Annotated in this window: 13 protein-coding genes; 7 read left to right on the top strand and 6 right to left on the bottom strand. The window is 72.6% G+C overall.

The genetic code is table 11. The annotated features are described in order from the left end of the window. Positions 1-113: 113 nt before the first annotated feature. From NOSIN_RS12090 to NOSIN_RS12070, 5 genes are all read right to left on the bottom strand, one after another. Positions 114-722: a pyridoxine/pyridoxamine 5'-phosphate oxidase gene (locus tag NOSIN_RS12090; protein ID WP_170293646.1), complete on the bottom strand. Its 609-nt coding sequence runs from the start codon at positions 720-722 to the stop codon at positions 114-116. Between the two features lie 263 nt (positions 723-985). Further along, complete coding sequence (locus NOSIN_RS12085) at positions 986-1,813, bottom strand: sirohydrochlorin chelatase (protein WP_077693552.1); 828 nt, start codon at positions 1,811-1,813, stop codon at positions 986-988. Positions 1,814-1,886: 73 nt separating this feature from the next. Continuing rightward, the gene (locus NOSIN_RS12080; protein ID WP_077690833.1) at positions 1,887-2,591 is read right to left on the bottom strand and encodes a phosphoadenylyl-sulfate reductase; all 705 of its coding nucleotides are present in this window, start codon (positions 2,589-2,591) and stop codon (positions 1,887-1,889) included. Further along, the gene (locus tag NOSIN_RS12075; protein ID WP_077690832.1) at positions 2,588-2,794 is read right to left on the bottom strand and encodes a hypothetical protein; all 207 of its coding nucleotides are present in this window, start codon (positions 2,792-2,794) and stop codon (positions 2,588-2,590) included. The genes NOSIN_RS12080 and NOSIN_RS12075 overlap by 4 nt, the downstream gene beginning before the upstream one ends. 124 nt (positions 2,795-2,918) lie before the next feature. Next, entirely contained in the window at positions 2,919-4,616 is a 1,698-nt protein-coding gene (locus NOSIN_RS12070; RefSeq protein WP_077690831.1) for a nitrite/sulfite reductase, read from the bottom strand. A gap of 399 nt (positions 4,617-5,015) precedes the next feature. On the opposite strand from NOSIN_RS12070, the gene NOSIN_RS12065 reads away from it, so the two are divergent. The 5 genes from NOSIN_RS12065 to NOSIN_RS12045 all read left to right on the top strand — a co-directional run bounded on the left by NOSIN_RS12065 (position 5,016) and on the right by NOSIN_RS12045 (position 10,255). Continuing rightward, positions 5,016-6,023, top strand: a complete 1,008-nt coding sequence (locus NOSIN_RS12065; RefSeq protein WP_077690830.1) for a YihY/virulence factor BrkB family protein — start codon at positions 5,016-5,018, stop codon at positions 6,021-6,023. A gap of 146 nt (positions 6,024-6,169) precedes the next feature. Beyond that, a complete protein-coding gene (locus NOSIN_RS12060; RefSeq protein ID WP_077690829.1) occupies positions 6,170-6,622 on the top strand; it encodes a hypothetical protein in 453 nt (150 codons plus the stop codon). Next, entirely contained in the window at positions 6,619-7,413 is a 795-nt protein-coding gene (locus NOSIN_RS12055) for a hypothetical protein (RefSeq protein WP_236743356.1), read from the top strand. Before NOSIN_RS12060 ends, NOSIN_RS12055 begins: the two co-directional genes overlap by 4 nt. Positions 7,414-7,874: 461 nt before the next feature. Next, positions 7,875-9,317 (top strand): hypothetical protein, encoded by a 1,443-nt coding sequence (locus NOSIN_RS12050; RefSeq protein ID WP_077690828.1) that lies wholly within the window; start codon positions 7,875-7,877, stop codon positions 9,315-9,317. A gap of 116 nt (positions 9,318-9,433) precedes the next feature. Continuing rightward, positions 9,434-10,255, top strand: coding sequence for a hypothetical protein (locus tag NOSIN_RS12045; protein ID WP_227014375.1), 822 nt, complete (start codon positions 9,434-9,436; stop codon positions 10,253-10,255). A 129-nt stretch (positions 10,256-10,384) separates the two neighbouring features. Here the strand turns inward: NOSIN_RS12045 and NOSIN_RS12040 are convergent, their stop codons facing one another. Further along, positions 10,385-11,581: an MFS transporter gene (locus NOSIN_RS12040; protein WP_077690826.1), complete on the bottom strand. Its 1,197-nt coding sequence runs from the start codon at positions 11,579-11,581 to the stop codon at positions 10,385-10,387. A gap of 318 nt (positions 11,582-11,899) precedes the next feature. Between NOSIN_RS12040 and NOSIN_RS12035 the strand changes: the two genes are divergently transcribed. Continuing rightward, complete coding sequence (locus NOSIN_RS12035; protein WP_077690825.1) at positions 11,900-12,460, top strand: GNAT family N-acetyltransferase; 561 nt, start codon at positions 11,900-11,902, stop codon at positions 12,458-12,460. Positions 12,461-12,591: 131 nt separating this feature from the next. Then, positions 12,592-13,905 carry a phosphoribosyltransferase family protein gene (locus tag NOSIN_RS12030; RefSeq protein ID WP_077690824.1) on the top strand — a complete coding sequence of 438 codons (1,314 nt, stop codon included), beginning with the start codon at positions 12,592-12,594 and terminating at the stop codon, positions 13,903-13,905. Positions 13,906-13,941: the final 36 nt, after the last annotated feature.

The raw sequence follows: 13,941 nt of genomic DNA, 5'->3' as shown, positions 1-13,941 counted from the left end.
CACCGGACGGGGGAGCGTGCGTCCGGACCGGGGTGGAGACCGCCCGCCCCGGACGGAGGAGCCCCGCCGCGGGACCGGCCTCCCGGGGGACGGAGGCGGCGCCGGCCGACGGATCACGGCCAGAGCAGGCCGCGTTCCCAGGGCGCGTCCGCGTCCTTGCGGGTGTAGTGCAGCCGCGTGTGGCGCCGGTCCGGGTTGGCCTGCCAGAACTCGACCTCCGTCGGCCGGACCAGGTACAGCCCCCAGTCCTCGGGCACCAGTCCGGGGTCGCGCTCCAGTCTCTCCCGGCCCTCGTCCGCCGCCCGGTCGATGTCGGCCGGGTCGGACAGGGGCTCGCTCTGCCGTCCGTGCAGGCCGGCCACCCGGGACTCCAGCGGCCGTGCCAGGTAGTCGGCGGCGCACCGCTCCGGACTCGCCGGCTCCGCCCGGCCGCGCACCCGTACCTGGCGCCCCTGCGCGCCCCAGTAGAAGAGCAGCGCGGCGTTGGGGTTGCCGGCCAGGTCCCGCCCCTTGCGCGAGGTGGTCGTGGTGGCGAACCACCAGCCCTCGGGCGTGAAGTCCTTCATGATCACCACCCGTGCCGACGGCGCCCCAGCCCCGTCCACGGTGGTGACCGCCATCGCGTGCGGTTCGGACACCCCGTCACGGAGCGCGGCGGTGAACCACTCCAGGAACAGCTCCGCCGGATCCTCGGGCGCCGCACCCGGATCGAAGTCCGGCATCCTCCCGGCGAACACCGGCAGCCCCCGCAACAGGTCGCGGATACCGTCCCGCACCGACCTCGGCTCCTCCGACACGGTCAACCCCCATGGTTCGTGGACCGGCGGTGTCCGTCCGGAGCACCGCGTCCTTCGATTCTTCTGGGCCGCGACGGTCCGGGGCAAGGTGCTTTTCGGGGTTGTGGACAAGGATGCGGGCCGAGAGGGGCGGACGGGTCCGGGCCGCCGTCCCCGAGCGCACCTTCGCGGCGCCTTCCCGGAGTGCCTCAGCCGGTCCTGGCGGCGTGCCCCGCGGCCACAGCGGCGTCGTAGCGGTCCAGCACCACGCGGGCCAGCTCGGGTGCGTCCCCCAGAGCCTCCGACACCGTCCACGCGCCCGCCTCCAGCGACCGGGCGCGCACCCGGTCGGCGAAGAACCCCGGCGCCAGCAGGTAGGTCGCCACGGCCACCCGTGAGGCCCCCCGCCCGCGCAGGGCGGCCACCGCCTCCCCGGGACCGGGCGCCGCGGCGGACGCGTACGCGGCCACGACCTCACGCCAGGGGCCGCGCCGGGCCAGCTCCGCCGCCATCGCGGCCACGGTCGCGTTCGCCTCCGGATCGCTGGAGCCGGCCGACGCCAGTACCAGGGCCGTGTCCGGGCCGGGCCGTACCCCGGCCTCCGCCAGGCGCCGCTCCACCGCGTCCGTCAGCAGCGGGTGCGGGCCCAGGGTGCGGGCGTAGTGCACGCGCAGCCAGGGACCGCGCTCACGCGCGTCCGCGAGCACCCCCGGCAGGTCCACCTTGCTGTGGTAGGCCGCCGTCAGCAGCGCCGGCAGCACCACCGCCTCGCCGGCGCCGCGGGCGGCCAGCTCATCCAGGGCCTCCTCCGCGCTGGGCGCCACGTGGTCCAGGTAGGACACGCGCACGTCCAGTCCCGGACGCAGCGCCCGCACCCGTTCGAACACCGCCGACACGGCCGCCGCCGACCTCGGGTCCGCGCTCCCGTGCGCCACCGCCAGCAGGGGCACGTCCCCCTCCGGCGGCCCCTCCGACGGCCCGCCGTGCGCATCGACGCGCGTCCCGCCGTGCGGTGCCGTGCTCCTGTCCGCCGTCATCGTCACCTCGCCTCGTCCCCGTACGCCCGTGCCCTGCCGCGGGCGGGCCCGTGAGCCCGCCCGCGGCGAGTGCTCACACGTGGATGCCGCACTCGGTCTTGCCCGTTCCGGCCCACCGGCCGCTGCGCGGGTCCTCACCCGGCGCCACCCGCCGCGTGCACGGCTCGCAGCCGATCGAGGGGTAGCCGTCGTACTGGAGCGGATTCACGATCACCCCGTTCTCGGCCATGTAGGCGTCCACCTCCTCCTGGGTCCACCGGGCGATCGGGTTCACCTTGGTCATCCGCCGCCGCTTGTCCCACTGCACGACGGGGGTGTCGCGGCGGGTCGCCGAATCGTCACGGCGCAGGCCGGTCAGCCAGGCGGCGTAGGGCTCCAGCGCCCTCTGGAGGGGTTCCACCTTGCGCAGGTGGCAGCAGATGCCGGGGTCGCGTCCGTGCAGGCGCGGGCCCAGGGCCAGGTCCTGCTCGGCCACGGTGCGCGTGGGCTCGACGTTGACCAGGTTGATGTCGTACACCGAGGCCACCGCGTCGCGGGTGCCGATGGTCTCGGGGAAGTGGTAGCCGGTGTCCAGGAAGATGACGTCGATCCCCGGCACCGCCTTGGAGGCGAGGTCGACCATGAGGGCGTCGGCCATGGAGGAGGTCATGCACAGCTGGTCGCCGAAGGTCTCGGAGGCCCAGGAGAGGATCTCCCGGGCGGAGGCCTCCTCCAGCTCGCGCGCGGCCCGCTCGGCGAGCTCGGGGCCGCCCAGGGGGGTGATGGTGGTGGAGTTCATGAGTTCCCTTCCGTCGGTCTGGAGGGGGCGCCTCCCGCGGAGAACGAAGCGGAGCGCAACCCGACGTACTTGACCCGGAACACCCGGGCGCAGGAGAGGCAGGCCCAGGGGTAGCCCTCACCCCCGGCAGTGGCGCCCTCCTCCGGGACCAGGTCCTCGTCGCCGCAGTAGGGGCAGTAGTGGGGCGCGGCCCTCTCGGACATGGCGCACCTCCTCCTCTTGCTCGGTTTCCTCAGGTCGTTCTTCGGCCGTGGACCCGGGGCGGCCCGTGCACGGACCGCCCCCGTTCCACGGCCGGGCGGTCCCGGCCGCGCCGGCCCGCACGGACTACTTCAGGTCGGCGTCCTCGGCCCGGCCGGCCCAGGACGCGAACGTCTCGCCGTCCTCGCGCTGCTCCTGGAAGCGGTGCAGGACCCGCTCGACGTAGTCGGGCAGCTCGTCGGCGGTGGCCTTCAGACCGCGGATCTTCTTGCCGAAGGACGGGTTCAGCCCCATACCGCCGCCCAGGTGGATCTGGTAGCCCTCCACCTGCTCGCCCTCGGAGTTCAGCATCAGCTGGCCCTTGAGGCCGATGTCGGCGACCTGGATGCGCGCGCACGAGTTCGGGCACCCGTTGACGTTGATGGTCACCGGCTCGTCGAAGTCCGGCAGCCGCTTCTCCAGCTCGTCGATCAGGGAGGCCGCCCGGTCCTTGGTCTCCACGATCGCCAGCTTGCAGAACTCGATGCCGGTGCAGGCCATCGTCTGGCGGCGGAACACGCTGGGGTTGACCTGCAGCCCCTCCGACTCCAGGGCGGAGGTGATCGAGGAGACCCGCTCCTCCTCCACGTCCAGGACGACCAGCTTCTGGTCGGCGGTGGTGCGGACGCGGTCCGAGCCGTGCTCCTCGGCGATGTCGGCGATGCGCAGCAGCGTGGTCCCCGAGACGCGGCCGACCTTGGGCGCGAAGCCCACGTAGAACCTCCCGTCGTTCTGCCGGTGCACGCCCACGTGGTCGCGCTCCTGGCCGGGGTCCAGCTCCGGTCCGGGGCCGTCGGGCAGCGCGTAGCCCAGGTACTCCTGCTCCAGCACCTCGCGGAACCTCTCCGCACCCCAGTCCTTGATGAGGAACTTGATGCGGGCGCGGGTGCGCAGGCGCCGGTAGCCGTAGTCGCGAAAGACCGCGCAGACCCCCGCCCACACCTCGCTCACCTGGTCCGGGCGCACGAACGCGCCCAGGCGCAGGGCGAACATCGGGTTGGTGGACAGGCCGCCGCCGACGAACAGGTCGTAGCCCGCCTCGCCCTCCTCATCGCGCACGCCCACGAACGCGACGTCGTTGATCTCGTGGTTGACGCAGTGCGAGGTGCACCCGGAGATGGAGGTCTTGAACTTGCGGGGGAGGTTGGAGTACAGCGGACTGCCGATGTGGTCGTCGTAGACCTGGCGGATCGCGGGGGAGGCGTCGATGACCTCGTCCTCGGCGACCCCGGCCAGGGGACAGCCCAGGATGACGCGCGGGGTGTCGCCGCAGGCCTCGGTGGTGGACAGGCCCACCGACTCCAGCTTCTCCCAGATCGCCGGAACGTCCTCGACCTGGATCCAGTGGAACTGGACGTTCTGGCGGTCGGTGATGTCGGCGGTGTCGCGCCCGTGGTCGCGGGAGATCTCACCGATCGCGCGCAGCTGGGCCGCCGACAACTGGCCGCCGTCGATGCGCACGCGCAACATGAAGTAGCGGTCGTCGAGCTCCTCGGGCTCCAGGACGGCCGTCTTGCCGCCGTCGATGCCCGGGGCCCGCTGGGTGTACAGACCGAACCAGCGGAAGCGTCCGCGCAGGTCGGCGGGGTCGATCGAGTCGAACCCGCCCTTGGAGTAGATGTTGATGATCCGATCGCGGACGTTGAGCCCGTCGTCGTTCTTCTTGTTCTCCTCGTTCTTGTTCAGCGGCTCGCGGTAACCGAGGGCCCACTGGCCCTCGCCGCGGCGGCGGCGCGGCTTGGCCGCGTTCGCTGTCTTGCCGGGCTGCGCGGAAGAGGGAGGCATCGCGGGTGTCTCCGATGAGGTGTCGCGGGGTGCTCACAGCCCCGGCGCCCGCACCGCATACCCGCCTCGCGCGCACATCGTCGTGCTGGCGAGCGGGTGGAATCCGCGTGTGGAGACTCAAGAAGAAGGGAGAGCGCCGGTGCCGCGCGCACCCCTGGGGTGCGTCAAAAGGCGGCGAGATTAACCGACGCTGCAACAGATGGCACTGCGGACCCGAAGGAAGTCCACGTGGCGGCGCACGCAGAGCATGGGGTCCAGAGCAGCGATCATGCAAAGAGAATGTCACGGGGGTCCGCGCTTTGTCCAGGCACCCCCGCGCGGTGCCCGACGTGAGTCACGTCACCCGTGGAGGGCGGCCTGGGTGGGGCGCGACGTCCCCGGACCGCTAACGTTTCACCCGTGGTGGGTTTCTGGGAAGGACTGTGGTTCGCGGTCGAGGCGTGGCTGAGACGGCATCCCCGCACGCACAGCGGGATGCTCCTCGTCCTGCGCACCATCCGCTCCTTCCTCAGCGACCGGGTCATAGGGCTGGCCGCCGAGTCGGCGTTCTTCACCCTGATCTCCCTGCCCGCGCTCATGCTCTGCCTCCTGGGCGCGCTGGGCCCGATGGCCGCCGTGCTGGGGGAGGACTTCGTCGAGGAGATCCGGCTGTGGATCCTGGACCTGGCCGCACGGGTGCTGACCCCGGACACGGTGGGGAGCGTGGTCGAGCCGCTCGTCGACGACTTCCTGGGCGGAGTCCCGGGCGGGCTGCTGTCGGTGACGTTCCTGGTGTCGCTGTGGTCGGGGTCGCGGGCGATGAACGTCTTCATCCGCTCGATCACGATCTCCTACGGCCTGGACGAGCTGCGCGGCTGGGCGCGCCAGCGCGCCCTGGCCTTCGTCGCCTACCTGGGCGGGCTGCTGTTCTCCCTCCTGGTGCTGCCGATCATGGTGGCCGGGCCGAACCTGATCAACAGCCTCCTGCCGAGCACGGTGGGACGGCTCAACCTGTTCTACTGGCCGACCGTCGCGCTGCTGGCCACCGCCGCGGTCACGCTGCTGTACTCGCTGAGCGTGCCGGTGCGCACCCCGCTGTGGCGCCACCTGCCCGGAGCGCTGCTGGCCACCCTGGTGCTGATCGCCGGCTCCATCGCGCTGCGCACCTACCTGGACGCCTCCCTGGGCCAGGTGAGCATCTACGGTTCGCTGGCGGCGCCGATCGCCATCCTGGCCTGGCTGTACGTGATGGCGATCGCCGTGCTGGTGGGATCCTCCTTCAACTCCGAGATCGACGCCATGTGGCCGACCCCGCGTACCGCCGCCGCCCGGTCGGAGATCGCCAACCGGGACTTCGACCGGGCCGACCGCCTCGTCAGGCGCCGGGAGCAGGCGGTCGTCGACACGATCGCGGACAACGGCCGCTGACCGGTTCGGGAGGGCCACGGCCCAGGACCGTCCGCGGTTCTCCGAAAGTCCCGCCCTGTCGGTAGTGTCGCCGTGCCGTCCGGCGGGCGGGCGCGGTCCCGTCGCCCCCGAGTCCGGAAGGCGTGCCCCCCGAAAGGCCGCCCGCCGTGACCGTTCCCCCACCGGACGAGGGTGCTCCGGACCCCGTGCCCGTCACCGTCGAGACCGTGCTCGGACCGAGGGTCCTCCTCTACGCCCTGTACTGCATGCCCCTGCTCATGTCGACGTTCCTCCTGCGCGAGTACGTGGAGCACGGTACGGAGGCCTATCTGGGGTTCTTCCTCCTGCTCCTGACGGTCCTGGTCCTCCATCCCGCCCTCTGCCTGCGCTTCCTGCCGGGGATGGTCGCCAGGCGGCGGGCCCCCACCAGGTCGCCCGGGACGGAGGGCGCGCTGCTGGGCGCGCTGTGGGCCGGTACCGGGATCCTCCTCTTCGCCGGCGTCCGGGAAGCCATGGCCGGAGGCCTTCCATGGCCGGTGCTCGTGCCAGGTCTGGCCGCCCTCGCCTTCCTGGTCCTCGGTACGGAGGCCTACGCGCGCGACTGGAGGCGGAGCCGGTGAAGCCGTCGGCTCTGCTGGCCCAGACGGCGTTGTTCGGCCTCCTGGCGTGCGGGATGACCGCCATGCGGATACAGGTCACCGGCAACCCCGTGCCCGTGGCCGCGGGGGTCTTCCTCGCCCTCCTGCTCCTCGTCCCGGCCCTGCTCCTGGCATCGGCCAGCGCGGAGATGACTCCCGGAGAGCGCTACCGGCTGCACCACGGCGAGCACGTCTTCGCCGGTCGCGGCCGGCTGGTGTGGCTCCTCATCGCCTTCTGGGTGCCGTGGACGCTGTACTGGGTCCTCGCCAACACGGCGTGGACGCTGGTTCCGCTGCTGCTGGCGGCCTGCACGGCCGGTGTGCTCTCCTTCCCGGCGAGGAGGCGGGAACGGCGGGAACTGCGCGAGGCGCTCGCCTACCCCGAACTGACGGGCCCCAAGATCACCGGTATCCGAAGTCCGGAACAGGTGCCGCCGGACTGGACCCCGGTACTGGTCCACCGGATCGACCGGGGCAGGTTCGACATGCTGGTCGACTACCGGATCATCGTGGACGGCGACCGGGTCGGCGCACTCGGTCCCGGCCAGACCCTCGTCATGGGGCTTCCCCCCGGACCGCACCACGTCCAGGGCGGCCTCGCCAGGCTCACCAACGCCCCCGTCCGCTTCACGGCGGAGCCGGGAGCGGCCGTGTGCTTCGTGATCGAGCCGGCCCGGCCGGACCGGAGGGCGAACGCCGACCGGAGGGCACGTCCCGGCGCGTACTTCCAGGTCGTTCGGGTCCCGTCCTGGCTACGGGCCGGTCCGCTGTGAGCGGCGGACCCGCCGCGGTCGCCGACGCGCTGGGGCCGGGGCGGCCGCCCTCCGAAAGCGGGACCGGCCTGTCGCCGGAGGTCCTGCCACGGGTGCGGCCTGTGGGAGGTACGTGGCCGGATCCGGCCATTTTCGGTGTGAACCTCATGCCATCCAGAGGTGTCCATTTCTCTGTCCGGCAGGTGCGATCAGTGTGTCCGGAATCCCATGTTCGGATGACTTTCCAGCTCAGAGGAGGGAGACCAGGGCACCGGCCGCGGACGCGGTGAGCGGAGCCCGCTTCGTTGTCACATGGCCGGAATAGGCTCGACGAACGACGATCAGTATCATCTCGTGCAGCATTGACTAGGCGTGTGCCAGCGCCACCGCTTGGTAACCCCCGGGCCGCGACCCACCGTCATCGCCGGCCGAGGTCCCCGTACACGAAACAGGTCCACGTTCCCCATGCCTTCGGAGGCACCATGAGCCGGGCGTCCCGACCCGGGCAGTCCCGGCCCACCGCCGTCATCGTCATCGCGCCTGACGAACGCAGAGCCGAGATCCTCATCGAGGGGCACCGCCAGGTCGTCACCGGCCAGGCCCCACGGGAGACGCGGCGTGCGGCGCTGGACGTCGCCACCGGCTACGCGGCCAGGATCGGACAGCCGGTCCTCGTCGACGCCCGTGACGCCAACGGGTACTGGCACCTGGTCGCCACCCCCGACGGCGTGGTGCAGGCCGCGGACCAGGCCGTACCCGGGCACACCCCGGCACCGGAGCCCGCCAAGGCCCTCCGCGGGGAGAGCTCCGGTGGGAGGAGGCGGGCACTGGTCATCGTGGGGGCCGTCGCGGCCGCCCTGCTGCTGCTCGGCGGCACGGGTGTCGTCGTCTGGCGCTTCCTGCCCGGGACCGAGGCGGCGCCCGGATCCGAGGCCACCGCCGACGTGACCACCCTGAACCATCCGGCGCCGCCCCACTTCGCCGGAACCGTCGACTTCAGCCGGGAACTCGCCCCGGGCAGCCGGCCTGGTGTCAGCCGGGAGGGCGACATGCTCGCCTACGTCGACCCCCAGGGAAGCCTCAACCTCTTCGGCGCCGACGGTGAGCGCCGGTGGTCGGTGGAGCTGCCCGTGGCGGCCGGCGAGATCCTCGGTGCCCCCCGCTTCGTGGAGTACGGCGGCGAGACCGCCGTCGTCATGGAGACCGCGGGAACCCTGTGGTTCTGGCCCACCGCGGGCGGCGCTCCCACCAGCGTGGGCATCCCCGAGGACACCTCCGCCCAGTACGTGGGCAGTTCCGTGCTCGTCCGCAACGACCAGGAGGCCTTCGTCCCGGTCGGCGGGGAACTCCGGCCGGTCGAGGTCCCCGAGGGTTCCGCGTCCATGCTGGCCGAGGGGGAGGACGTCCTCACCGCCGTCCTCAACGGCCCGTGGGCCTGGGTCAGCCCCGACGGCGACCCCGTGGAGGTCAACGCCCAGCGTCCGGAGCGGGCGGGCGAGATGGAGTCGGTGGTCACCGCCCTGCGCGAGTACGTCCTCGTCCGCTGGGAGCCCCTCCAGGGCGAGGGCACGGTCCTTGCCTTCCACGACAGCCGGGACGGCGGCGTCGTCGGCAGTGTCGAGGTCGACCCCGCCGACCTGGAGGGCGTGCGCCACCGCTCCGGACCCATCGGTATCGGCCTGGTCGCCTACGGGCCCGCCGTGCTGGACCCGGAGAGCGGCCGGTCCGCCGTGGTCCCCGGCTTCGAACCCGAGATCACGGTCGGCTCCCTCGTCTTCGGCCGACTCGACGGCGCCCTCGTGGCCGTCGACGCCGAGGGTGAGGTGGAAAAGGCCGAGGAGGGCGCCGCCCTGCCCAGCGGCCTGCTCGGTGAGCGGGCCATCGTGGTCCATGACGACCACCTTTATGCCATCCCCTCTGAATAGATCAGTTCACAAGAAAAGAAAGGAGTGGGATGTCCCCAAAAAAGCGGGTTTTTACAGTGACTGCGGCCGGCCTGTTCATGGCCGGGTTCTCCGCGGCACCGGCGTTCGCTGCCCCCTTGGACGAGTCCGCCCCCGAGGCCGCCCCCCAGGTGACCGAGGACACGGTTGACGTCCTTCCCGTCGACGACGTCGTCGACGGCCTCGAGAGCACGGTTGCCACGGTTTCCAACGCCGTCACGGACAACGGCGGTGACAACGGTGTGACTCCGCCTCCCACCGGTGGGGGAGACCCTCCGCCGGACAACGGCGGCGGTGACGACGGCGAGACCCCTCCGGGTGACGGTGGTGGTGACGACGGCGGCACGCCTCCGGGCGATGGCGGCGGTGACGACGGCGAGACCCCTCCGGGTGACGGTGGTGGTGACGACGGCGGCACGCCTCCGGGCGATGGCGGCGGTGACGACGGCGGTACTCCCCCCGGTGACGGTGGTGGTGACGACGGCGGCACGCCTCCCGGTGACGGTGGCGGCGATGACGGCGGCACGCCTCCCGGCGACGGAGGAGGTGACGGCGGCACGCCTCCGGACAACGGCGGCGGTGACGGCGGCACTCCCCCCGACAACGGTGGCACGCCCCCCGGCGACGGTGACGGCGACGGCGGCACGCCTCCGGACAACGGCGGCACGCCTCCCGGTGACGGCACCGACTCGGGTGACGACGGTGACGAGAGCCAGGCTCCCGGCATCAGCGCTCCCGGCAGCACCATCGCCGACGGCGGTCTCCCCGAGGCCCCGGCTCCGGTCGGCAGCGGTGGTGACGAGACCCTCGCCACCACCGGCGTCGACATGCAGGGCTTCGTGCTCGGCGGCGCCGTGGTGACGGGCATCGGTGCTCTGGCTCTGTGGGCCGGCGCCCGCCGCCCGGACCCGGTCGCCTAGCGGTACCCCGCGGCGCACGGTCTCCCGGACCCCCGGGTCCCTCGGGCCGTGCACGCACGGGCCCCGGCCGTCCTTCGACGGCCGGGGCCCTTTTCCGTTGCCTCCGCTTCCGGGAGTCCCCGGGCGCCCTCACACGCGGGGGCGCAGCGCGAACGCGAGAAGGAAGGCGCCCACACCGGCGCCCGCGATCACCCACAGCGCGCCCCCCAGGCTGAAGGAGTCGGCCAGGAAGCCCACCATCGGCGGGAAGGCCAGGAAGCCCGCGCGTCCCAGCCAGCCGACGACGGTGATCCCGTCCCCGGTGCGCACACCCGGCACGTTCCCCGCCGCCGACAGGGTCAGCGGGAACAGCGTGGACACGCCCAGCCCCATCACCCCGAAGCCGATCACCGTGGTCACCGGGTGCGGCAGCAGCAGGGCGAACGCGATCCCCCCGCCCGCCAGGAGACCGCAGGCGCGTCCCACCGCGACCGCGCCGAAGCGGTCGGTCACCCGGTCGCCGACCAGGCGGCCCAGCGTCATCATCGCCTGGCAGGCCACGAACGGCATCGCGGCCAGGAACAGCGGGGCCTCCAGCTCCGAGGTCATGTACACCGCGCCCCAGGATGCGGCGGAGTCCTCGATGCCGCCGGCGAACATCAGCAGCACGCCGAGCACGAGCAGGAGCAGTACGGCCCGCCCGGGGACGCGCAGCCGCCGCCCGCTCTCGCCGTCGGTCCCGTCCTCCCGCTCACTGCTGTCCGGCCCCGGCAACAGCATCCGGCTCACCACCAGGTTCACGCCCACCAGCAGCACGGCCACACCGCCCAGGTGCCACAGGATCGGCACCCCCGCCCCGGCCATGGCCGCGCCGAGCAGGCCGCCGGTGACCGCGGCCAGGCTCCACACCGCGTGGAAGGTGTTGATGATGGTGCGTTTGTACCGTCGCTGGACGCGCAGCCCGTGCGAGTTCTGCGCCGAGTCGGTCCAGGCGTCCGCGCTGCCCAGCACGAAGAGCGCCGCCGCCAGCATCCACCAGCTCTGCGCCAACGCGATGAATGGAAGCGCTCCCAGGGAGACCAGGCTGGTACCCACGGCCGTTCGGCCGCTGCCGAACCAGTGGATCATCGGACCCGCCAGCATCCCGGTCAGGATCGCCCCGGTGGGCATCGCCGCGATCGCCAGCCCCAGCTCCGCGTTGCTCAGCTCCAACTGGGACTTGATCACCGGGAGCCACGGCACGGCGTTGGTGTAGGTGAAGCCGTTGACGAAGAAGAGGGTGGAGACCGCGCCCCTGGCCCGACGGGCCTCCGGAGGCGGGGGCGCGGACCTGGTCTGGATGTTCACGGCGGCTCCCACGGTGGTTTCGGTGCGCGCAGATAGTATCCAGTCCGGTCATCGGATGGCAGACCTTTCCCGCGACCCGCCCCCACGGGCTTGCCTTAGGACGCCGTCCCGATTTACATAGAGGTCCCGAGCCGTAGTCGAACGGACTCCGTCCCCGACCACCGACCTCCCTCCCCGGCCTCCGAACACCGCCCGTGCCCCCAGGGCCGTGGCCCCGCCCAGCGGTCCGCTCCCGCAAAGGGCCCCCAGCCTGCTGTCCGCCGACTCCCTCGCGCCGGGAACCGTGCCCCTACGGCCCGGACGGAACCGGAAGATCCCATGATCAACACGAGCGCGCTGCGAGAAAAACCCACACTGACCGGGGAGAGCGTACGCCTGGTGCCCCTGGGCCCGGAGCACACCGACGCCTACTTCGCCGCCAGTCTCGACGGGGAGGTCCGCAGACTCACCGGCACCCACGGCCACCTCACCTACACGCAGGCCAAGGAGTGGTGCGAGACCCGTGCGGGCCGCACCGACCGCCTGGACCTGGCCATCATCGCGCCCAAGGACGGGCGCTACCTGGGCGAGCTGTCCGTCTACGCCGTCTCGCCCGAGAACGAGAGCGCGGGATACCGCATCGCCCTGTCCGCGATCGAGTTCACCGGTCGGGGCCTGGGCCGGGAGGCCACCCAGCTCGTGCTGGAGTACGCCTTCGAGCGCATCGGCCTGCACCGCGTCTGGCTGTACGTCTACACCTTCAACATGAGGGCCATCGCCGTCTACCGGTCCTGCGGATTCTCCGTGGAGGGGCGGCTGCGCGACTCCCTGCTGTGGGAGGGGCGCCGCCACGACGCCCTGCTGATGGCCGTGCTCAGGAGCGGCTTCCGCCGTACCTGAGGAACGGGTTTTGTCCGGGCCCGGGGTTGCAAGCGCCGTGTCGGGGGGTATCCCGGTAGCACTTTCCAGCGGCTCACTCCACACAGCCGAGAGGAGCGGTACCGGGGCCCGGGTCCCGGACCGGTGAGGACATGAACCCAGTACCCGTTTCACTGCCCTTCGCCGACCGGTCGGAGGCGGGACGCCGCCTCGCGGAGCGGGTGCGCCCCTTCGCGGTCAACGATCCGCTCGTGCTGGCCCTGCCCCGAGGCGGGGTACCGGTCGGTGCGGAGCTCGCCCAGCGGCTCGACGCCGACTTCGACGTACTGATGGTCCGCAAGATCGGCCTGCCCGGGCGGCCCGAGCTGGGGGTCGGGGCGATTGCCGAGGACGGACACGTGGTCTACGACGACCTCGCCCTGGCCCGGATGCACGTGCCCCGCCAGGCCCTGTCCGACACCGTCGCCGCCGAACGCGACGAACTCGACCGCAGACGCCGTATCTACCGCGGTGAGCGCCCGGCCCCCAGGATCGCCGGGCGCGACTGCGTGGTCGTGGACGACGGCGTCGCCACCGGCGGTACCGCACGCGCCGCGCTGCGCATGATCCGCCAGGCCGGACCGGCCCAGCTGGTCCTGGCCGTACCCGTCGCCTCTCCGGAGGCGGTCGAGCTGCTGCGGGAGGAGGCCGACGCACTGGTGGTGCTCAGCGCGCCGGACAACTTCCGCGCGGTGGGGGAGTGGTACCGCGACTTCGGCCAGCTCTCCGACAGCCGCGTCACCGAGATCCTGGCCGAACGCGCGCACACGCGCCCGCGGCCGCGGTCCGACACGGCCAGGGGCGTGCGCGTGCGCGCCGGCCGGGTCTACCTCGACGGCGACCTCACCGTGCCCGCCGACCTGCACGGAGCGGTGGTCATGGCCTCGGACGGGGAGCGCGGCGACCCGCGGTGGCGGTCGGTCGCCTCGGTCCTGCAGCGGGCCGGGTACGCCACCCTGGTCCTGGAGCTGCTGACCGGGCGGGAACGCTCCTCCGAGGCATGGAGCACGGGGGCCGACGTACTCGGTGAGCGGTTGAGCGCCGCGGTCACCTGGCTGCGCCGGGCCGCCGACGCGGCCGACGAACCCCTGGGCGTGCTGGCTTCCGGTGAGGCCGCGGCGGCCGCGCTGGTCACCGCGGCCGAACGGCCCCAGGACGTGGCCGCGGTGGTGGTGCACGGCGGGCGGATCGACATGGCCGGGGACAGCCTGCCGGATGTGCGGGCGCCGGTCCTGGTGCTGTTGGAGGGCGAGGACTCCTTCGTGCGCGAACTCGGGGAGTGGGCGCGCGGCAGGATGAGCGGTCCCACCGACCTGCGGGTGACGGCGGGCGCCGAACGGCTGCTCGGGGACGCCGAGGTGTGGCGCCGGGTGGCCTCGGACGCCCTGGACTGGTTCGACCTGCACCTGGGCCGGGGAGCCCGGTGAGCCGGGCCGGGGCCGCCCCGCCGGGGGACCGTGGTC

This window comes from Nocardiopsis sinuspersici (assembly GCF_001998325.1).
Classification (GTDB): Bacteria; Actinomycetota; Actinomycetes; order Streptosporangiales; family Streptosporangiaceae; genus Nocardiopsis; species Nocardiopsis sinuspersici.
The sequence above is the reverse complement of the archived record's forward strand: the minus strand, read 5'-3'. Positions and strand labels throughout refer to the sequence as shown.